Genomic DNA, 18,703 nt, shown 5'->3' with positions numbered 1-18,703 from the left:
GAAAGTTTGTTAGGAAAAGGGGCTTTAATCTCGCCATTAAAAAAATATGAAAAAGAGCATACTCGCATTTGTCGTCCAAGAAATATTTCTTATCAAGAAGGACAAAAAATCATTAACTACGCTATAAAAAAATTAGGTATAGAGTATGATTTTAGATTAATTTTTGATTTAGGGCGTTTTTTAATGCCTTGGCCACTTTTACCCGGTAGATGGCACTCTACATTATTTAATTACAAGCCAGGGATGAGAACCAAAGAAAGCTGTTCTTCCTTATTAGCTGAGGCTTTTCAATCCGTCAATTTTCCAATATTACCTATTTTAAAAACTGAAAAAAATAGCACTAAACTTTACAAAAGCAATCCAAGACTGTATTCACCCCGCGATTTTGATTATTCTCCCTATTTTGATATTATAAAATATCCTATTTATTTAACTACACTGCCAAATAATCAAAGATTAAACGAAAAATTAAATAAAGAATAATTACTTTTTAGTTTTAAGATTTGTTTTTTTTGCCGTTAATTTTATTTTTTCATTAATGTAGTCTACAAAAATTTTATCTCCGGGTAAGAATTTTTCTTCGAGCATATCTTTGGCAATCGGATTCTCCAATTCTTGTTGAATAGTACGTTTTAGAGGACGTGCACCATAAACAGGATCGTAACCCATTTTAGCAATATGATTAATCGCAGCTTCGCTAACTTCTAGTTGTAAATCACGATCACCGAGACGTTCACGTAGGCTTTCCAATTGAATTAAAGTAATTTTATGAATCTGTTTTTCAGACAACGCATGAAATACAACTACCTCATCAACACGATTAATAAATTCCGGTCGAAAATGTTGCGCAATAATATCCATAAGCGTACTTTTTAAAGCTGCATAATCTTTTTTCGACGTCAACTCTTGGATAATTTGCGAACCTAAATTTGATGTCATCACTATAACAGTGTTACGAAAGTCCACTGTGCGTCCTTGCCCATCTGTTAATCGACCATCATCTAATACCTGCAATAGGATATTAAATACATCTGCGTGTGCTTTTTCAATTTCGTCTAAAAGGACTACAGAATAAGGTTTCCGACGAACTGCTTCGGTAAGATAACCCCCTTCTTCATAACCGACATATCCTGGAGGAGCACCAATTAGACGTGCCACAGAATGTTTCTCCATAAATTCTGACATATCTAAACGCACCATAGCGTCGTCAGAATCAAATAAAAAGCTTGCTAATGCTTTGCACACTTCTGTTTTACCAACACCGGTCGGCCCTGAAAAAATAAATGACCCAATCGGGCGCTTAGGATCTGACAATCCCGCACGTGAACGTCGAATAGCATTCGCCACAACAGCAATCGCTTCATCTTGACCAATCACACGTCGATGTAACGCATCTTCCATATGTAATAATTTTTCTCGCTCACCTTCTAGCATCTTAGCAACTGGAATGCCGGTCCATTGTGAAACAATTTCTGCAATTTCCTTTTCACTCACTTTATTGCGCACTAAATGAGGCTCTTTTTTTGCCATCTTCTGAGCTGCGACCAATTTTTTTTCTAAGGCGGGGATATGACCGTATTGTAATTCAGACATTTGATTTAGATCGCCAGAACGACGCGCTTTTTCTAACTCAAATTGTGCCTTTTCAAGCTCACTTTTAATTTTTTGCTCCCCCTGCAAAGTTGCCTTTTCAGCCTTCCAAACCTCATTGAGATCAGCATATTTTTTTGAAAGCTCAGTAATCTCTTTTTCTAAATTTTCCAATCTAATCTTGGAAGCCTCATCGGTTTCTTTTTTTAAGGCTTCTCGTTCAATTTTTAACTGAATTAATCGTCTATCTAAACGATCCAATTTTTCTGGCTTAGAATCAATCTCGATTCTAATCCGACTAGCCGCCTCATCAATAAGATCAATTGCTTTATCAGGCAAGTTTCTATCAGAGATGTAGCGATGAGATAAAGTGGCTGCAGCAACAATAGCTGAATCCATAATTTCAACACCATGGTGAATCTCATACCGTTGTTTTAAGCCGCGCAAAATGGCTATAGTATCTTCAACGCTAGGTTCATCTACTAAAATTTTTTGAAAACGGCGTTCTAACGCAGCATCTTTTTCAATATAATTCCGATATTCATTTAAAGTAGTTGCACCAATACAATGCAATTGACCTCTCGCTAAAGCAGGTTTTAGCATATTTCCTGCATCCATAGCTCCTTCTGCTTTTCCCGCACCCACCATGGTATGCAACTCATCAATAAATAAAATAATTTGTCCTTCTTGTTTTGCCAGTTCATTTAAAACGGCTTTTAATCGTTCTTCGAATTCTCCTCGATATTTAGCTCCAGCAATCAGTGAGCCCATATCTAAAGCAAGTAAACGTTTGTTTCTTAATCCTTCTGGGACTTCATGATTAATAATTCGTTGCGCAAGTCCTTCCACTACAGCAGTTTTACCAACACCAGGCTCACCAATAAGGACTGGATTATTTTTTGTTCGTCTTTGCAGCACTTGAATAGTTCGACGTATCACATCATCACGTCCAATGACTGGATCGAGTTTTCCTTGGGATGCCTGCGCTGTTAGATCAATAGTGTATTTTTCCAAAGCGCCGCGACGACCTTCTGCTTCAGAATCATTCACTGCCTCTCCGCCTCTTACATCTTTTATTGCTTGTTCAAGCAAAGCTTTGCTAGCGCCCGCTTTTCTTAATAATTCACCCAAAATATTTTTATCATCTATAGCTGCAAGTACAAATAATTCGCTTGCTAAATATTCATCATTTCGTTGCTGTGCAAGCTTATCGCATACATTCAGTAAGCGAACGAGCTCTTTAGAAGGATAAATCTCTCCTGGAGTTGCAGTCTGAACTTTAGGTAGACGCGCAATTGCCTCATCCAAGTTTTTAGTTAATTGATTTAAATTAACATTAGCTTTACTCAATAAAGGTTTAACCGTACCATTCTCTTGTTGCAACAAAGCAGACATCAAATGGATGGGTTCAATAAAAGCATTATCCTGCCCGATAGCGAGAGATTGAGATTCCGCTAAGGCGTTTTGAAACTGACTGGTTAATTTATTAAGACTCATATTCCCCTCTAATTACCACTTATTAAGATTTATATCTTATAAATAGTTTAGTCTAATTAGAAAAAATCAAGTCAATTTAGCTAAAAAAATGCATAGCAATCAATATTTTAGACAATTTAAGTATAAATTTAACTCGGTAAAAATTACCTAGCTATTGTGTAGTAATTGGGCGTAAGAAGTAAGATTTTTGAATTTTCAGCCGAAATATGTCCTGGCTAGTCAAAAAGAGTTAAACTATGCGCATTTATACTCTTATTTCAAAAATTTAAATGGGGAGTTCTATGACAGAAGAACTATTAGATGATCCAGCATGGCAACGCAAAACCATAGAAAAATTACTTTTTGATACCTTAAAAGAACAACGTCGCAAAAGACGCTGGAATATTTTTTTCAAATTCTTGTTTTTTATAATTCTTTTAGGTCTTCTGTTAGCTTTATGGCCAACAACAAGTAATCTACCCACTGCTTCAAAAACAAAAGCTCATATCGGACTTGTTGATATTAGAGGTGTCATTGATGATAATTCAACTGCAAGCTCTGATAACGTAATTGAAGGATTGCAAAATGCTTTTGAGGATAGAAATACTCGTACAGTGATTTTGCGTATTAATAGTCCTGGAGGCAGTCCAGTTCAAGCGGCGCAAATCTACAATGAAATCCGCTATTTACGCCATCAATACCCTAAGACTAAATTGTATTCTGTATGTGATGATCTTTGTGCATCTGCAGCTTATTATATAGCCTCAGCTAGTGACGACATCTATGCTAATCCTGCCAGCTTAGTCGGTTCAATTGGTGTTTTAATGGATGGATTTGGTTTCGTTGATACCATGAAGAAAGTCGGTGTTCAACGTCGCCTATTAACAGCTGGAGACCATAAAGGCTTTTTAGATCCCTTTTCACCTGAAAAAATAGATGAAAAGCTCATTGCCGAACGCATGCTTGCAAATGTTCATCAACAATTCATTCGTGCCGTTAAACAGGGGCGCGGAAATCGCCTAAAAGATAATCCCGAGTTATTTTCTGGTTTAGCATGGACAGGAGAACAAGCATTATCTTTAGGACTTATAGACGGTTTTGGAGATTTAAATAGCTTATCTCAAGACTTAATTAAAAATAAAAATATTGTCGATTACACCGTCAAACCTGGCCTATTACAACAACTTTCTGATCGAATGGGTGCTGCGTTCGCACAACAAATAAGTACAAACTTGGGTATTTTACCTCATGGATTTCGTTAAAAAATAAAAATATTTATAAACAACTTGTATAAACTCTTATTTATGCTTTATTTTTAATTTTAAAAATAAAGCATAAGATGGAATTTATCATGGAAAATACTGAATGTGGATTTAGCTTATTCGAACTGCTTATCGTTTTATTTATAGTCGGTATTTTAGCTACAATCTCTTATCCTATTTACATTCACGCTCTGAAGAAAACTCACCGTACTGAAGCGAAAATTGCTTTAATAAATCTTGCCCAACAGATGGAAATTTATTATCTTGGAAATAATAATAGTTACAAAGACGCGAACTTTAACAAGTTACATCTAAACGATGTTACTGAAAAAAACTTTTATCAATTGGTCCTTAAAAGCACTACCAGCAGTTATCAATTATCCGCCAAAGCTAAATTTTCCGATTCTGAATGTTATCTATTTATGCTTAATCAATTAGGAGAAAAAACTAATGCCGGCATCGGTTCGAAGCAGTGCTGGTAATGAAAATTAAGTTTTTAAGGTTTTATATTACCTTGTATATCCGCTATATTGAAAAATATTTTCTACTGCTATACTTCCATCTGATTTTCAAGGAGATTTAATATGCTAAGGAAACTATTAGCAGAATTTTTAGGTACTTTTTGGCTAGTATTAGGCGGATGCGGTAGTGCTGTATTAGCCGCTAAATTTCCTCTAGTAGGTATAGGTTTTTTGGGTGTAGCTTTTGCTTTTGGTTTGAGCTTGCTAACCATGTGTTGCGTATTTGCTCCAATCTCTGGTTGTCATTTAAACCCTGCCGTTTCCATAGGTCTTTGGGCTGCGGGTAGATTTAGCCTTAAAGAAGTCCCTAGTTATATTATTGCTCAGGTAATAGGAGGCATACTAGCCGCAACTGTTTTATATCTGATTGCAAGTGGACATCAGGGGTTTGATCTACAAAATGGCTTTGCCAGCAATGGTTATGGGCTTCATTCACCAGGTCATTACTCATTATTGGCTTGTTTCATATGCGAAATAACCATGAGTTTTTTATTTTTAATCGTTATCACAGGTGTGACTAACCCGCAATTACCTAGTCATTTTGCTCCCCTAGCCATTGGCTTAGCCTTGACCTTAATCCATCTAATTAGCATTCCAGTTACAAATACTTCTGTTAATCCTGCCAGAAGCACAGGCCCAGCATTATTTGTAGGAGGGTGGGCTATCCATCAGCTTTGGTTATTTTGGCTGGCTCCTTTAATCGGTGGAATAATGGGGGGAAGCTTATTTAGATATCTATGGGGAAATGAAAAATAAGCTCCTGATCGATAAAACAAAAAATTCTTTATATAATTTCTAATATAAAATTGTTGTTTCAGTAGTGATTTCTAATGGCGTGCGTAATTCACGTGGTAGAGCGAAAGCAACGTTTTCATCTATACCTATTAATTCGGAAACCAAACATTCTTGCCAATTAGGAAATGTTTTTAGATATTTTATAACTTCTTGGACTAAAAATTCAGGTGCAGACGCCCCTGCAGTAATACCAATAGATTCTTTTCCAATTATCCAGGTTGATTGGATATCTTTAGCCGTATCAATTAAATACGCAGGTTTACCTAAACGTTCGGCCAATTCTTTCAATCTATTAGAGTTGGAACTATTAATAGACCCTAAAACCAATACCATATCACATTTTTTTGCTAATTCTTTAACCGCAAGTTGACGATTTTGCGTTGCATAGCAAATATCTTCTTTTTTAGGTGTGGCAATTTCAGGAAAACGCTGCTTTAAAGCCTGTATAATAGTTTTAGTATCATCCAGTGATAAAGTCGTTTGTGTAACGTAGCTTAAGGAGCAAGGATTTTTAACTTTTAACGTAGCAACATCTTGAGTATTTTCTACTAAATAAATCCCTCCGGCTGGATTATCATAATGTCCTAAGCTTCCCTCTACCTCTGGATGATCCGCATGGCCAATCAAGATGCACTCTTGACCTAAACGATTATAACGTGCCACCTCCATATGCACCTTAGTTACTAAAGGACAAGTTGCATCAAAAACTTTTAAATTACGTCGTTTGGCGGATTCACGAACGGCTTGAGAAACACCATGGGCACTAAAAATAGCAGTGGCACCTTGTGGTATTTCATCGATATGTTCAACAAAAATTACACCTTTTTGTTCTAAATCGGCAACCACAATTCGATTATGAACTACTTCATGGCGGACATAGATGGGCACACCAAATAGCTCTAATGCTCTTTTAACAATTTCTATGGCACGATCAACGCCGGCACAAAAACCTCGGGGATTAGCTAAAACAATTTTCATAGCACAGCTCTTAAATTAAGGACTTAGTTTAGGGATGTGAAAAAAAATTGCAAGCTTTATGTAGGAAAACACTGCGCAACTAAAGGATACTAATCTTTCTAATAAATTTAGCGTTGACGAATGTTCCTAAAGCTTTTATTACTTATATTATTATCAAGTCTTTTCGTAACAAAAGTATTTAAGGTATTGTAAAATTGTGACTTATTAACATTTAATGGCTTATTTTTAATCACTTCAGACCATCGCTTATCAATTATTTCATTAGATAAAGGAGGTGTGGGAGTATTTTTAAATAGATTGAGTTGATTATTCAATAAATCCTTAAACTCGTTAACCGAGCTACAGAGCCGTGCCGCAACGATTAAAGCCTTGGCTCTTTCATTATGCTTAGCCGAAAAACGAATAAATATACTTCTATTAAGATAGTTTTTTATTAAAAATTTTATAAAATTATTAATAAAAAAATCTAATTTTTGACTTTCATCAATTGCATTTTTCCCTTTAATGATGGATTGAGTAATTTCATAACTTATCTTAGGTTGATTTAATTTATATGCTAGTTGTAAAGGAGACTGCCGATTCTCATTCCAGCTGATGATCGCACCTTTCTCTAACAAATACATAACAAGATCAATATGTCCTCCTCTTACTGCATAATGTAAGGGAGTATCACCCTCTTCATCTTGAGCATCAATATTTAATTTTTGTTTATCTAGCCAATACTTAAATAAATTGACATCTCCTATATTTGCTAAAGTAAATAAGCAATTATTTTCCCAATTGAGATTAGATTTAAGCATTTTTTTCTCTCCTTATAACTACTTATTATTAATTATACTAATTGTTTTTTTATTTTTTTCAACACTGCAAAAAGTAATTCTTTAGATATAGGTTTATAAAAAAAATCATATGCTCCAAGCTTGATTGCTTCACATCTTTCTTCTTTGTTTGCTTCACCAGAAAATAATACTAATGGAATATTTAATTTTCTCTTTTGCATTTTTTCTAATAATTGCAAACCATGGAGATTGGGCATAATTCTATCACTTAAAACTACAAAAAATTTGTCTGGATCTTGTTGTAAATAATTCCAAGCAAGTTGGCCATCTTTACAAGCTATGTAGGTATATTGAGCTTCATCTAAGTATTGAGTTAATACTTTCAAGCATAGTTCATCATCATCCACTAGTAATATCTGTTTCGGATTCGGATTTATTATCATTTGATTTTGCATTATTTAATTTTAATAAAATCTTAATATAGTTTCGCCCTGAAATTGTCAAATCTTTTAAAATTATATGTAAATATCTAGGACCAAATAATAACAAAGCAATCAGAAAAATAATAAGGAACGATATTAGATTTAATCCATAAAATCCCATAAACACTCCGTGTTTAAAGTAAAATTAATTTAATTTTCGTAAATTAATCATCGCGCCTAAAAATAACCCCAAACCTCCTAAGCCTAAAATCCATAAATTCCTAGATGTTAAATGTGTTATATCCTTAACACTTAAATCTAACAAAACCCAAACTATACAGGCAGTAGCTATACCTAAACCTATAAACCAGAAGGATTTTTTACGTGTTTGTTTTTTTTCTTTTTCTACTGCGCAATAAAGACATTTTGGTTTCTTTTTTAAATGACGTAACTCAAGCATTACCTGATATATTAAATCTGGAATTTCAGGAACCTTTTCTGCCCAATAGGGGGCATATTCTCGAATTTTTCGTATAAAGGCCCGTGGTCCGACTTGTTTGCGTAACCAATGTTCTAAAAAAGGTTTGGCTGTGTTCCATAAATCCAAATCTGGATACAATTGCCGCCCTAAACCTTCAACATTAAACAAGGTTTTTTGCAATAGTACCAATTGCGGCTGCACCTCCATATTAAATCTTCTAGCAGTCTGAAATAATCTTAAAAGTAATTGTCCAAAAGAAATTTCTTTTAAAGGTCTTTCAAAAATTGGTTCGCATACTGTGCGTATTGCTGCCTCAAATTCATTTATCCTAGTATTTTCTGCAACCCAACCCGATTCAACATGCAATTGGGCCACACGACGGTAGTCTCTATTGAAAAATGCTAACAAATTTTCGGCGAGATAACGTTGGTCATCTGGACTTAAACTTCCCATAATTCCAAAATCAACACCCAAATACTGAGGATTTTCTTTATTTTTAGGTGAAACAAAAATATTACCTGGGTGCATATCAGCATGAAAAAAACAATCACGAAACACTTGCGTAAAAAAAATTTCAACTCCTCGTTCCGCTAATTTCTTTAAATTAATTCCTTGTTTTTTTAAAGTAGAAATATCAGAAATTGAAATACCATAAATACGTTCCATGACTAGGACTTTATGAGAGGTGTACGGCCAAAATACCTCTGGAATGTAAAGCAAATCAGAATCAAAAAAGTTACGTCGTAATTGTGAGGCATTAGCACCTTCACGTAATAAATCTAATTCGTCTTTTAAACAAGCTTCGAATTCTGCTACAATTTCACGAGGTCTAAGTTGTTTGGCAGATCGCCAATAACGTAAAGCCAAATTCGCTAAAGCATACAATAAATCAATATCTCGATTTATTTTTTTATAAATTCCCGGCCTTAACACTTTAACCACAACTTCTTGGCCCGTAGTCAACAACTTAGCGGTATGAACCTGCGCAATAGAGGCCGACGCTAAAGGATTAATATCAAATTGAGAAAATGCTTCTGGAATGGATTTTCTAATACAAGCTTCAACAATAGATTTTGCTTCTTCTCCTGGAAAAGGAGGCACACGATCTTGTAGCTTTGCTAATTCGTCAGCAATATCAATTGGAATAAAATCACGACGTGTTGATAAAGTTTGACCAAACTTAACAAATATTGGACCCAAGTCTTCTAGTGCAAGACGAATTCTTTCTCCTCTAGACATCTTTTTATTAAGTCTTCGATAAGGATTTAAATATCCAAAAAAACGTAAAGGCCTGAATAGATCTAGAGAAAACATTAATTCATCTAGATTATAACGAAAAAGAATAAAACTGATCTGCATTAAACGCATTAGATGAGAAATAGCTTTCATCCATTCAATCCTTTTTGCAAGGAATTTATCCGAGCTTCTAATCGAGCACAATCGTCGCGCAGATCATCAACATCGGAAAAAAAAAACTGTAATTCTTCGTCTGGGACCAACCAATTCATTTCTGTTTGGACATAATTTGTTACATTTTGCCCAAGATTTTCTATATTTTGTCTAGCCCAAAGACTTATTGTTTTAAGTGCTTGTATCAAGGGGTATGCTATAACATCACCTATTTTTTTTGATAATTGTTCTTCGTAATCTATCTCAAGAGTTGAAAAAAAATCTCTAAATTGTTTTCCAAACTCCATGTCACCCATAACCTGTAGAGGAATATCTGTAAATGCTTTATCTTTCTTTATAAATGCCATGCGTAAAAAATCAAAAGTTGAACCGCGTAATATTAAATCAGCAGGTCCGTTATAATCTTTACTTAAATAAATTGAATCGGATTTAAAAAGCCAATAATAGATAAGTGAGCCCCATTCTATCTTTACTACCTTCCCAGATAATTGACGCAAATGTTTTTTAGATTCTGGGTCGAGGTTTAGATAACGATTAAGTATCGCTTCTTGAACAGATAATATTATATTGGAGCTAATCAAAATTTCCACGCTCTATGTAACGCGACTATTCCACCGCTAAGATTATAGTATTCACATTCATCAAATCCAGTGTCTAAGATGAGTGTCTGAAGTGTTTTTTGATCGGGATGTCGGCGTATGGATTCAACTAAATAACGATAACTTGCTTCATCATTAGCAATCCATTCCCCTAATTTAGGTAAGAAATCGAAGGAATAACGATTATATAAGTTCTGTAAAAACCCTAATATAGGTTTAGAAAACTCTAAAACAAGTAAACGACCACCTGGTTTCAAAACCTGATACATAGATTTTAGTGCAGTTTGCTTATTCGTTACATTCCGTAATCCAAAAGCTATACTCAGACAATCAAAACTGGCCTCCGCAAAAGGTAAATACTCTGCATTGGCTTGGATGGAGCTTATTTCCGAAAATCCTGAATCCAGTAGCCGATCTCGTCCTATATTTAGCATAGCAGCATTAATATCTAACAAAATTGCATTACCCTGCGGTCCTATTTGTTTAGCAAATGCTTTTACCAAATCACCAGTACCTCCTGCCACATCAAGTACACTATCTCCTTTACGAAGTTGAGATAATTCCACCGTAAATTTTTTCCATAGACGATGCAACCCAAAAGACATCAGATCATTCATAAGATCATATTTGCCTGCTACTGACTGAAAAACTTCAGCCACTCGGTTATTTTTTTCACTCACGGGAATACTTTGATAACCAAAATCTGTAGTCAAGGTTTCATTCATTTTAATGCTCGATGGAGAATCTGGCATAAGGATTATCATTATTCTAGTTGTTCTATCTTAACTACCTAGCTGATTTTGAGCAAGAAAATGACTCATTTTAATAACTCATAAATTCAATAATTTTCAAATGTGTATGATTTAAATTAATCAAATGATTAAATAAAAAGCTAAATGTAGCTAAGCTTTTAATTTCTTCAATCCAATATTTTAACTGAATCAAAGTAGTAGAAAATAATGTGTGAATTATAGAAACTAATGCTTAAGTTGTGATCCTGTAAAAGTAGAAGTGGATGTATACCTACACAACACTCTTAAAGCGTGCGGACTTTTAACATCGGTCCATAACTCCAAGGCTTGTAAGGGGGTTAACACATTAGCTGGATCACTTAAACCCCGAATTGCATGTAAGATTTCCATCAAGCTAATAAAATCATAACTTAAGGCACTATATAAAGAAGCGGAACCTGCTTTTGACAAGCTTGCTACCTGAATATAGGCTGATTGACCTAGCTCAATAAAATACTTTATTTTTACATGTCTCTTTTCAGCCTGTTCAGGAAAAAATCCGGCAAACAATAAACATTTATCTCCTACCTCGCGTAAACACTCTCGTTGCCTAGAGCATCTTTCAGTCATGCTAGCTAGAAATTCTTTCGCTAAAACTGAATTGGCGATATCAGGTCGATGATTATAGTACCCTAATAAAAAAACCAAGTAACTTTCCAATTCATTGTTCAATCTGAGATTGCTGCTAGATTTTGCATCCTTAACCAAAGACTGCCATTGAGCTGTAGTAGTTGGTTGCAATAAAAGCACACCCATGATAAAACCTCTCAATATTAATTGCCTTTCTATGAGTGTAGAACACGCTAGCCGAAATGCCTTACTTTGCGTTATCATGCACTCTTTTTGAACATTCCTAATACCTAATTTCTTAAACTATCATGATCCAAAATATACGTAATATCGCCATAATTGCCCATGTTGACCATGGGAAAACCACACTTGTTGATAAATTATTACAACAATCCGGCACTCTCTCGAGCAGGGCTGCTCCAGTGGAGCGTATTATGGATAGTAATGACCTGGAACGTGAGCGTGGCATCACTATCCTCGCGAAAAATACTTCCATCGAGTGGCATGGTTATCGTATTAATATTGTCGACACCCCTGGACATGCTGACTTTGGCGGAGAAGTGGAGCGTATCTTGGCTATGGTAGATTCTGTCTTACTGTTAGTAGACGCTGTAGATGGCCCTATGCCACAAACACGTTTTGTTACGCAAAAAGCCTTTGCTAAAGGTCTAAAGCCTATTGTCGTCGTTAATAAAATTGATAGGCCCAGCGCCCGTCCTGATTGGGTTATTAATCAAGTTTTTGATTTATTCGATCGTTTAGGCGCAACCGAAGAACAATTAGATTTCCCTATTATCTATGCTTCTGCTTTACAAGGTTATGCAACATTAGACATTAAAAAACCAAGCTCTGATCTGACTCCTTTATTTGAAACTATCATTAATAAAGTTGCCCCCCCCGCAGTCGACCCTCAAGGCCCCTTTCAAATGCAAATTACCACCTTGGATTATTCCAGTTATGTAGGCACTATTGGTATTGGTCGGGTTCAGAGAGGATGCGCTAAATCTAATATGCCAGTTGTATTAATTGACAGAGAAGGAAAAACTCGGCCTGCTCGTATATTACAAATTTTAGGTTATCGCGGCTTAGAACGTATAGAAATTGATCAAGCAGAAGCGGGTGATATCATAGCCGTAACAGGTATTGATAAGCTAAATATCTCTGACACGTTGTGTGATCCTAACTTAGTGGAAGCTTTACCCGCTTTGATAGTTGATGAGCCTACGATGAGCATGACCTTCCAGGTTAATAACTCGCCTTTTGCAGGTAAAGATGGAAAATTTGTTACCAGTCGCCAAATTAGAGAGCGTCTCGACAGGGAACTACTACATAATGTTGCGCTTAAAGTTGCAGATACAGAAGATCCCAATCGATTCCGCGTCTCTGGAAGAGGAGAATTGCATTTATCGATATTAATCGAAACTATGCGTCGTGAAGGGTATGAATTGGGTGTATCTCGTCCTGAAGTTATTCTAAAGGAAATTGATGGTGAGCTGAAAGAACCCTACGAAAACTTAACCGTAGATCTGGAAGAACAACATCAAGGTAACATCATGGAAAAATTAGGTAGTCGACGTGGCGATCTAATAGATATGGTATCTGATGGTAAAGGACGCGTCCGGCTAGATTATAAAATCCCCACGCGCGCTTTAATTGGTTTTCGTACAGAATTTTTAACTGCGACTTCTGGCTTGGGATTGATGCACCATGTATTCGATCATTACGGTCCTGTGAAAAAAGGGACAATAGCTAATCGAGCAAATGGTGTCATGATCTCCAATCAAGTCGGTAAAGCAACTGGATTTTCCCTATTTAATTTACAAGAGCGTGGAAAACTATTAATAGGCCCGCAAACTGATGTCTATGAAGGGATGATCGTAGGTATTCATTCGCGCGATAACGACTTAGTTGTTAATGTCGTAAAAGGGAAGCAGCTCACGAATGTTCGAGCTTCAGGTTCAGATGAAAACATCATTTTGACTCCCCCCATAACATTTTCCTTAGAACAAGCGTTAGAATTTATCGCAGATGATGAATTATTAGAAGTCACACCGCATTATTTACGCTTACGTAAAAAGTTTTTGAAAGAACATGAACGTAAACGTTCCGGACGGGATGTTTAAATAAGCTTTTTTGATCCTGTTTAAGTTCATGTTGCTTACTCTAAAAATTTATGAAAACCTGTTGTATACTCATAGTATTTATGAAAACTTATTCTAAACTCAAGCTTTGGAAATTAGCATGGCAGCAGAAAATCTAGAAGAAATTGTATCTTTATGTAAACGCCGAGGATTCATCTTCCCTAGTGCTGAAATTTATGGAGGCCTACAAGGCGTCTATGATTATGGCCCATTAGGTGTAGAATTAAAAAATAATTTAAAAGCCGCCTGGTGGAAATCTAATGTTTACGAGCGTGATGATATCTATGGATTAGATTCTGCCATTTTGACACATCGAAAAATTTTTTATTATTCCGGTCACGAAAGCACCTTTGCTGATTTACTTGTCGATTGTAAACAATGTAAAAAACGTTGGCGTTTGGATCATCTTATAGATGGTAAATGTGAAGCATGTGGCTCTACCAATCTTACTGAGCCAAGAGCCTTCAATATGATGTTTAAAACCACCATGGGACCAGTAGAAGACCCTGATGCTTTTGCCTATCTACGTCCCGAAACCGCACAAGGAATATTTACTAATTTTAAAAATGTTATGGACTCTATGTCTCCTAAACTTCCTTTTGGCATAGCACAAATTGGGAAAGCTTTTAGAAACGAAATAACGCCACGTAATTTTATTTTTAGAGTCAGAGAATTTGAACAACTCGAAATTGAATTTTTTGTTAAACCGGGTGAAGATGAAAAATGGCATGAATATTGGGTTGAATCTCGTTTAGCATGGTGGAAGAATCAAGGGTTAAATACCGAAAGATTAAAATTATTAACGCAAAGCTCATCCGAACTGGCTCACTATGCAAAAGCAACCGTCGATATACTCTATAAATTCCCTCATGGCTTTGAAGAACTAGAAGGAATTGCTAATCGTACTGATTATGATTTAGGTTCACATACGCAAGATCAAAATAAATTAAATATCACTGCTAAAGTATCTGTTAATAAGGAAAGCATTGCTAAATTAACCGTTCAAGACCCTCCTGGTTCGCATTTTATTCCCTATGTGATAGAACCTTCAGCAGGTTTGGATAGAGGTGTACTTGCCATACTCACTGAAGCGTACGAAGAAGAAACTCTAAAAGATGATAAAAAACGTTTAGTGTTGAAAATAAAACCACATTTAGCACCCGTCAAAGTAGCTATCATCCCTTTAAAGCGCAACGATAGTTTGCTGGTAGAAAAAGCAAAAAATTTGAAGAATGCAATATTAGCTTTAGGAATAGGCAGAATTGCCTTTGAGGATACCGGAAATATTGGAAAAAGTTATCGGCGTCATGATGAAATTGGCACACCACTTTGTATTACTGTTGATTTTGATACCATAGCTAAAAGTGAAAATACTGAAAATCATGATACCGTCACCCTACGTGATCGCGATACTATGCAACAAAAACGTATCAACCTATCTCGTTTAGATGAATATATAAAAAATTACTTTTCATAAAAATTTTATTATTGTCTTTTTCCAAAAATTGCGGTACCTAATCGAACCAATGTCGCACCTTCAGCAATAGCGGCCTCAAAATCCTGAGATGTGCCCATCGATAAAGTATCTAATCTTAAGCCTAATTTATTTAGTTTCTCTAAGCTTAAACGTAACGCTTTAAAGTTCTTACGTTGGCAAGCGAAATCTTTTTCGGGTTTGGGGATTGCCATTAACCCCCTTAAATTTAGATGGGAAAGCTTATCAATTGAAGTTGCGAAGGGGACAATATGTTCTAAATATATCCCAGCTTTGCTTGTCTCTTTCTTCAGATTAACTTGGATACAAACATTAATGGGCGTTAAATTTGCTTCTTTTCGATATTCATTCAATTTTACAGCTAATTTGAAATCCCCAAGACTGTGTACCCAAGAAAAATTATTGGCAATAAATTTTGTTTTATTCGTTTGGATTCTTCCTACAAAATGCCATTCTAGCCCTAAATTCTGAAGATTTTGAATTTTTTCATCCGCTTCCTGAACATAGTTTTCACCAAAGATAAACTGTCCAGCATCAATTGCTGACCTTATAGCCTCTACATTTTGAGCTTTGCTAATAGCAATTAATTCGACTGAACCAGGTTTTCTTCCAGCGCGACATTCTGTATTTCTTATCTTTTCTATACAGTGCAAAATTCTGCTAAAAATGCAATTTTTCATATTTTCTGAGAGAATTTAGAGACAATTTACTTACTTCTGATAATTTAAAAGCGTATAATAATCTTATTATTAAACAATAAGCGGGGTCGTTGTGTCTGCATCACCATCCAATTTTTTAGTTAATTATCGACAACACATTCAGCAACGGGCAGTTCATGATATTCCCCCTCTTCCTCTTGATGCAACACAGGTTACTGCATGTATAGAATTAATTAAAAATCCCGCCTTTTCTCATGAAGCCTCTTTTTTAGTCAAATTATTAGCTGAACATGTAGCGCCCGGAGTCGATCCAGCAGCTTATGTTAAAGCTGGTTTTCTTGCAGCTTTAGCAAAAAACGAAGTAAATTCCCCATTTATATCGCCTAAATTCGCCGTTGAGCTTCTTGGTAGTATGTTGGGTGGTTATAATGTTCCTATTCTTATCGAATTACTTGACGGGCAACAGGACATAGCTGCAGTAGCAGCAACACAACTTTCACACACTCTATTAATGTTTGATGCTTACCATGATGTCATAGCCAAAGCCAAAAAAGGGAATCTTTATGCTCATCAAGTTGTAGAAGCTTGGGCAAATGCAGAGTGGTTTCTGTCTAAGACTAAACTTCCTGATAAGCTCACCTTGTCAGTTTTTAAAGTATCTGGAGAAATTAATACCGATGACCTTTCTCCTGCGACTGAAGCCTGGAGTCGTCCTGACATCCCTTTGCATAGCTTAGTTATGTTGCATAATCGTATGTCAGATGCATTACAAGTTATTAAGCAGCTTAAAGCTAAAGGTCATCCTATCGCGTTTGCTGGCGATGTTGTGGGTACTGGTTCATCGCGAAAATCAGCTATTAATTCGTTGTTATGGCATATCGGCAAAGAGATACCCTTTGTTCCTAATAAGAACCGTGGTGGAGTTATTTTAGGTGGCAAAATTGCTCCAATATTTCGAACAACTGCTGAAGACTCTGGTGCTTTTCCTATCGAAGTTGATGTAAGTCAACTTCATATGGGTGATATTATTCAAATTTATCCCTATGAGGGACGAATTGAGAATGAACAAGGACAAGAAATTGCTCATTTTACACCGAACTTCACACTCATGGATGCCGCACGTGCTGGTGGTAGAATTCCCCTAATTATTGGTAGATCATTGACCGATAATGTAAGAGCCGCATTGTCTTATCCATTCTCCAAAGAATTTAACCGCCCAGAAATTATCCCCGAAAATGGAAAAGGATTTACCTTAGCTCAAAAAATGGTAGGCAAAGCCTGTGGAGTCCCCGGTATTAGCCCTGGGACATACTGTGAACCAAAAATGACAACCGTTGGCTCACAAGACACAACGGGGCCTATGACCAGAGATGAGCTAAAAGAGCTTGCATGTCTTGGGTTTTCAGCAGATCTTGTCATGCAAAGTTTTTGCCACACTGCAGCCTATCCAAAACCCGTTGATATAGAAACACAACACAGCTTGCCAGATTTTTTCTCTTCGCGTGGTGGGGTTGTATTAAGACCCGGCGATGGAATTATCCATTCTTGGCTTAACCGAATGCTGTTACCTGATACAGTGGGTACCGGTGGCGATTCCCACACGCGATTTCCTATAGGTATTAGTTTCCCTGGCGGTTCGGGTGTTGTTGCTTTTGCAGCAGCTATGGGTGTGATGCCATTAACCATGCCAGAATCAGTATTAGTTAGGTTTACTGGCAAAATACAACCCACCATCACATTACGTGATCTAGTCAACGCGATACCCTATGTCGCCTTGCAACGGGGTTTACTCACGCTCGATAGCAAAAATAAAAAAAATGTCTTTTCAGGTCGCGTATTAGAAATTGAAGGTTTACCGAATCTTAAAATTGAGCAAGCTTTTGAATTTGCTGATGCATCTGCTGAACGTTCAGCAAATGGTTGCACTATTCGCTTAGATAAACAACCTATTATAGAATATTTAAATTCTAATATTTCCCTACTAAATTGGATGAGAAGAAATGGTTACCAAGATATTGGGAGTTTACAGCGCCGAATTAAATCAATGGAAACTTGGTTAGCAGACCCTGTTTTACTAGAGCCTGATGCAGATGCAGACTATGCAGAAATCATTGAAATTGATCTTAATCAGATCAAAGAACCTTTATTAGCCTGTCCCAATGATCCAGATGATATCAAACCTTTATCTGCTGTAGCACAAACTAAGATTGACGAAGTATTCATAGGTTCATGCATGACGAATATTGGTCATTATCGTGCAGCGGGTAGTTTATTAAAGAACTTTAACAACCGATTACCTACTGTATTATGGATAGCACCTCCAACCAAGATGGATGCACATCAGTTAATGCAAGAAGGTTATTACGCAATCTATGGCATTGTAGGCGCACGGACCGAAATGCCCGGCTGTTCTTTGTGTATGGGAAATCAAGCAAGAGTACGTGATGGTGCAAGCGTAGTTTCCACCTCAACTCGAAATTTTCCTAATCGTATGGGAAAAGACGCTAATGTCTATTTAGCTTCAGCTGAATTATCTGCTATAACCGCCATTTTAGGTTATATACCTAATTTAGATGAATATAGAGAAAAAATGAAATTTATTGACGCTATGAGTGAAAACTTATATCGATATTTGAATTTTGATCAAATGCTCGATTATCAAAACGTGTCTGAACAAATTGATCAATTAATCGGTATTTAAGCTTTAACAACAAATAATCTTAAAACTTTAATG

16 protein-coding genes are annotated in these 18,703 nt (G+C 36.1%); 7 read left to right on the top strand and 9 right to left on the bottom strand.

The annotated features are described in order from the left end of the window. Nucleotides 1-6: 6 nt before the first annotated feature. Complete coding sequence (locus AAHI99_RS00305) at nucleotides 7-483, top strand: hypothetical protein (protein ID WP_342227706.1); 477 nt, start codon at nucleotides 7-9, stop codon at nucleotides 481-483. Here AAHI99_RS00305 and clpB read toward each other — a convergent pair whose 3' ends face one another. Beyond that, complete coding sequence (clpB, locus tag AAHI99_RS00300; protein ID WP_342227705.1) at nucleotides 484-3,087, bottom strand: ATP-dependent chaperone ClpB; 2,604 nt, start codon at nucleotides 3,085-3,087, stop codon at nucleotides 484-486. It abuts the gene before it with no gap. Nucleotides 3,088-3,368: 281 nt separating this feature from the next. Here clpB and AAHI99_RS00295 point away from each other — a divergent pair, with 281 nt between their 5' ends. From AAHI99_RS00295 to aqpZ, 3 genes are all read left to right on the top strand, one after another. Then, nucleotides 3,369-4,328 (top strand): S49 family peptidase, encoded by a 960-nt coding sequence (locus AAHI99_RS00295; RefSeq protein ID WP_342227704.1) that lies wholly within the window; start codon nucleotides 3,369-3,371, stop codon nucleotides 4,326-4,328. An 89-nt stretch (nucleotides 4,329-4,417) separates the two neighbouring features. Beyond that, nucleotides 4,418-4,810 carry a type IV pilin protein gene (locus tag AAHI99_RS00290; protein WP_342227703.1) on the top strand — a complete coding sequence of 131 codons (393 nt, stop codon included), beginning with the start codon at nucleotides 4,418-4,420 and terminating at the stop codon, nucleotides 4,808-4,810. Nucleotides 4,811-4,912: 102 nt separating this feature from the next. Further along, nucleotides 4,913-5,605, top strand: a complete 693-nt coding sequence (gene aqpZ, locus AAHI99_RS00285) for an aquaporin Z (RefSeq protein WP_342227702.1) — start codon at nucleotides 4,913-4,915, stop codon at nucleotides 5,603-5,605. A gap of 39 nt (nucleotides 5,606-5,644) precedes the next feature. Here the strand turns inward: aqpZ and ispH are convergent, their stop codons facing one another. From ispH to AAHI99_RS00250, 7 genes are all read right to left on the bottom strand, one after another. Continuing rightward, the gene (gene ispH / locus AAHI99_RS00280; protein ID WP_342227701.1) at nucleotides 5,645-6,622 is read right to left on the bottom strand and encodes a 4-hydroxy-3-methylbut-2-enyl diphosphate reductase; all 978 of its coding nucleotides are present in this window, start codon (nucleotides 6,620-6,622) and stop codon (nucleotides 5,645-5,647) included. 107 nt (nucleotides 6,623-6,729) lie between these two features. Then, nucleotides 6,730-7,422 carry an ankyrin repeat domain-containing protein gene (locus tag AAHI99_RS00275; protein WP_342227700.1) on the bottom strand — a complete coding sequence of 231 codons (693 nt, stop codon included), beginning with the start codon at nucleotides 7,420-7,422 and terminating at the stop codon, nucleotides 6,730-6,732. A gap of 32 nt (nucleotides 7,423-7,454) precedes the next feature. Next, a complete protein-coding gene (locus AAHI99_RS00270; protein ID WP_342227699.1) occupies nucleotides 7,455-7,808 on the bottom strand; it encodes a response regulator in 354 nt (117 codons plus the stop codon). A gap of 220 nt (nucleotides 7,809-8,028) precedes the next feature. Beyond that, nucleotides 8,029-9,693, bottom strand: coding sequence for a ubiquinone biosynthesis regulatory protein kinase UbiB (gene ubiB, locus AAHI99_RS00265; protein ID WP_342227698.1), 1,665 nt, complete (start codon nucleotides 9,691-9,693; stop codon nucleotides 8,029-8,031). Beyond that, on the bottom strand, nucleotides 9,690-10,295 hold the full coding sequence (locus AAHI99_RS00260; protein ID WP_342227697.1) for a ubiquinone biosynthesis accessory factor UbiJ: 606 nt from the start codon (nucleotides 10,293-10,295) through the stop codon (nucleotides 9,690-9,692). The genes ubiB and AAHI99_RS00260 overlap by 4 nt, the downstream gene beginning before the upstream one ends. Next, nucleotides 10,292-11,038 carry a bifunctional demethylmenaquinone methyltransferase/2-methoxy-6-polyprenyl-1,4-benzoquinol methylase UbiE gene (gene ubiE / locus AAHI99_RS00255; protein ID WP_342228383.1) on the bottom strand — a complete coding sequence of 249 codons (747 nt, stop codon included), beginning with the start codon at nucleotides 11,036-11,038 and terminating at the stop codon, nucleotides 10,292-10,294. The genes AAHI99_RS00260 and ubiE overlap by 4 nt, the downstream gene beginning before the upstream one ends. A gap of 252 nt (nucleotides 11,039-11,290) precedes the next feature. Beyond that, on the bottom strand, nucleotides 11,291-11,938 hold the full coding sequence (locus tag AAHI99_RS00250) for a hypothetical protein (protein WP_342227696.1): 648 nt from the start codon (nucleotides 11,936-11,938) through the stop codon (nucleotides 11,291-11,293). A gap of 44 nt (nucleotides 11,939-11,982) precedes the next feature. Here AAHI99_RS00250 and typA point away from each other — a divergent pair, with 44 nt between their 5' ends. Together typA and AAHI99_RS00240 are read left to right on the top strand one after the other, a co-directional pair. Then, the gene (typA, locus tag AAHI99_RS00245) at nucleotides 11,983-13,797 is read left to right on the top strand and encodes a translational GTPase TypA (RefSeq protein WP_342227695.1); all 1,815 of its coding nucleotides are present in this window, start codon (nucleotides 11,983-11,985) and stop codon (nucleotides 13,795-13,797) included. A gap of 118 nt (nucleotides 13,798-13,915) precedes the next feature. Beyond that, entirely contained in the window at nucleotides 13,916-15,292 is a 1,377-nt protein-coding gene (locus AAHI99_RS00240; RefSeq protein ID WP_342227694.1) for a glycine--tRNA ligase, read from the top strand. 8 nt (nucleotides 15,293-15,300) lie between these two features. Here AAHI99_RS00240 and AAHI99_RS00235 read toward each other — a convergent pair whose 3' ends face one another. Further along, the gene (locus AAHI99_RS00235; protein ID WP_342227693.1) at nucleotides 15,301-15,963 is read right to left on the bottom strand and encodes a YggS family pyridoxal phosphate-dependent enzyme; all 663 of its coding nucleotides are present in this window, start codon (nucleotides 15,961-15,963) and stop codon (nucleotides 15,301-15,303) included. A gap of 118 nt (nucleotides 15,964-16,081) precedes the next feature. On the opposite strand from AAHI99_RS00235, the gene acnB reads away from it, so the two are divergent. Next, entirely contained in the window at nucleotides 16,082-18,670 is a 2,589-nt protein-coding gene (gene acnB, locus AAHI99_RS00230) for a bifunctional aconitate hydratase 2/2-methylisocitrate dehydratase (protein WP_342227692.1), read from the top strand. Nucleotides 18,671-18,703: the final 33 nt, after the last annotated feature.

The sequence above is a fragment of the Rickettsiella endosymbiont of Rhagonycha lignosa genome (assembly GCF_964031165.1).
Classification (GTDB): domain Bacteria; phylum Pseudomonadota; class Gammaproteobacteria; order Diplorickettsiales; family Diplorickettsiaceae; genus Aquirickettsiella.
Note: the sequence above shows the minus strand (reverse complement) of the source record. Positions and strands in the feature narration are given on the sequence as shown.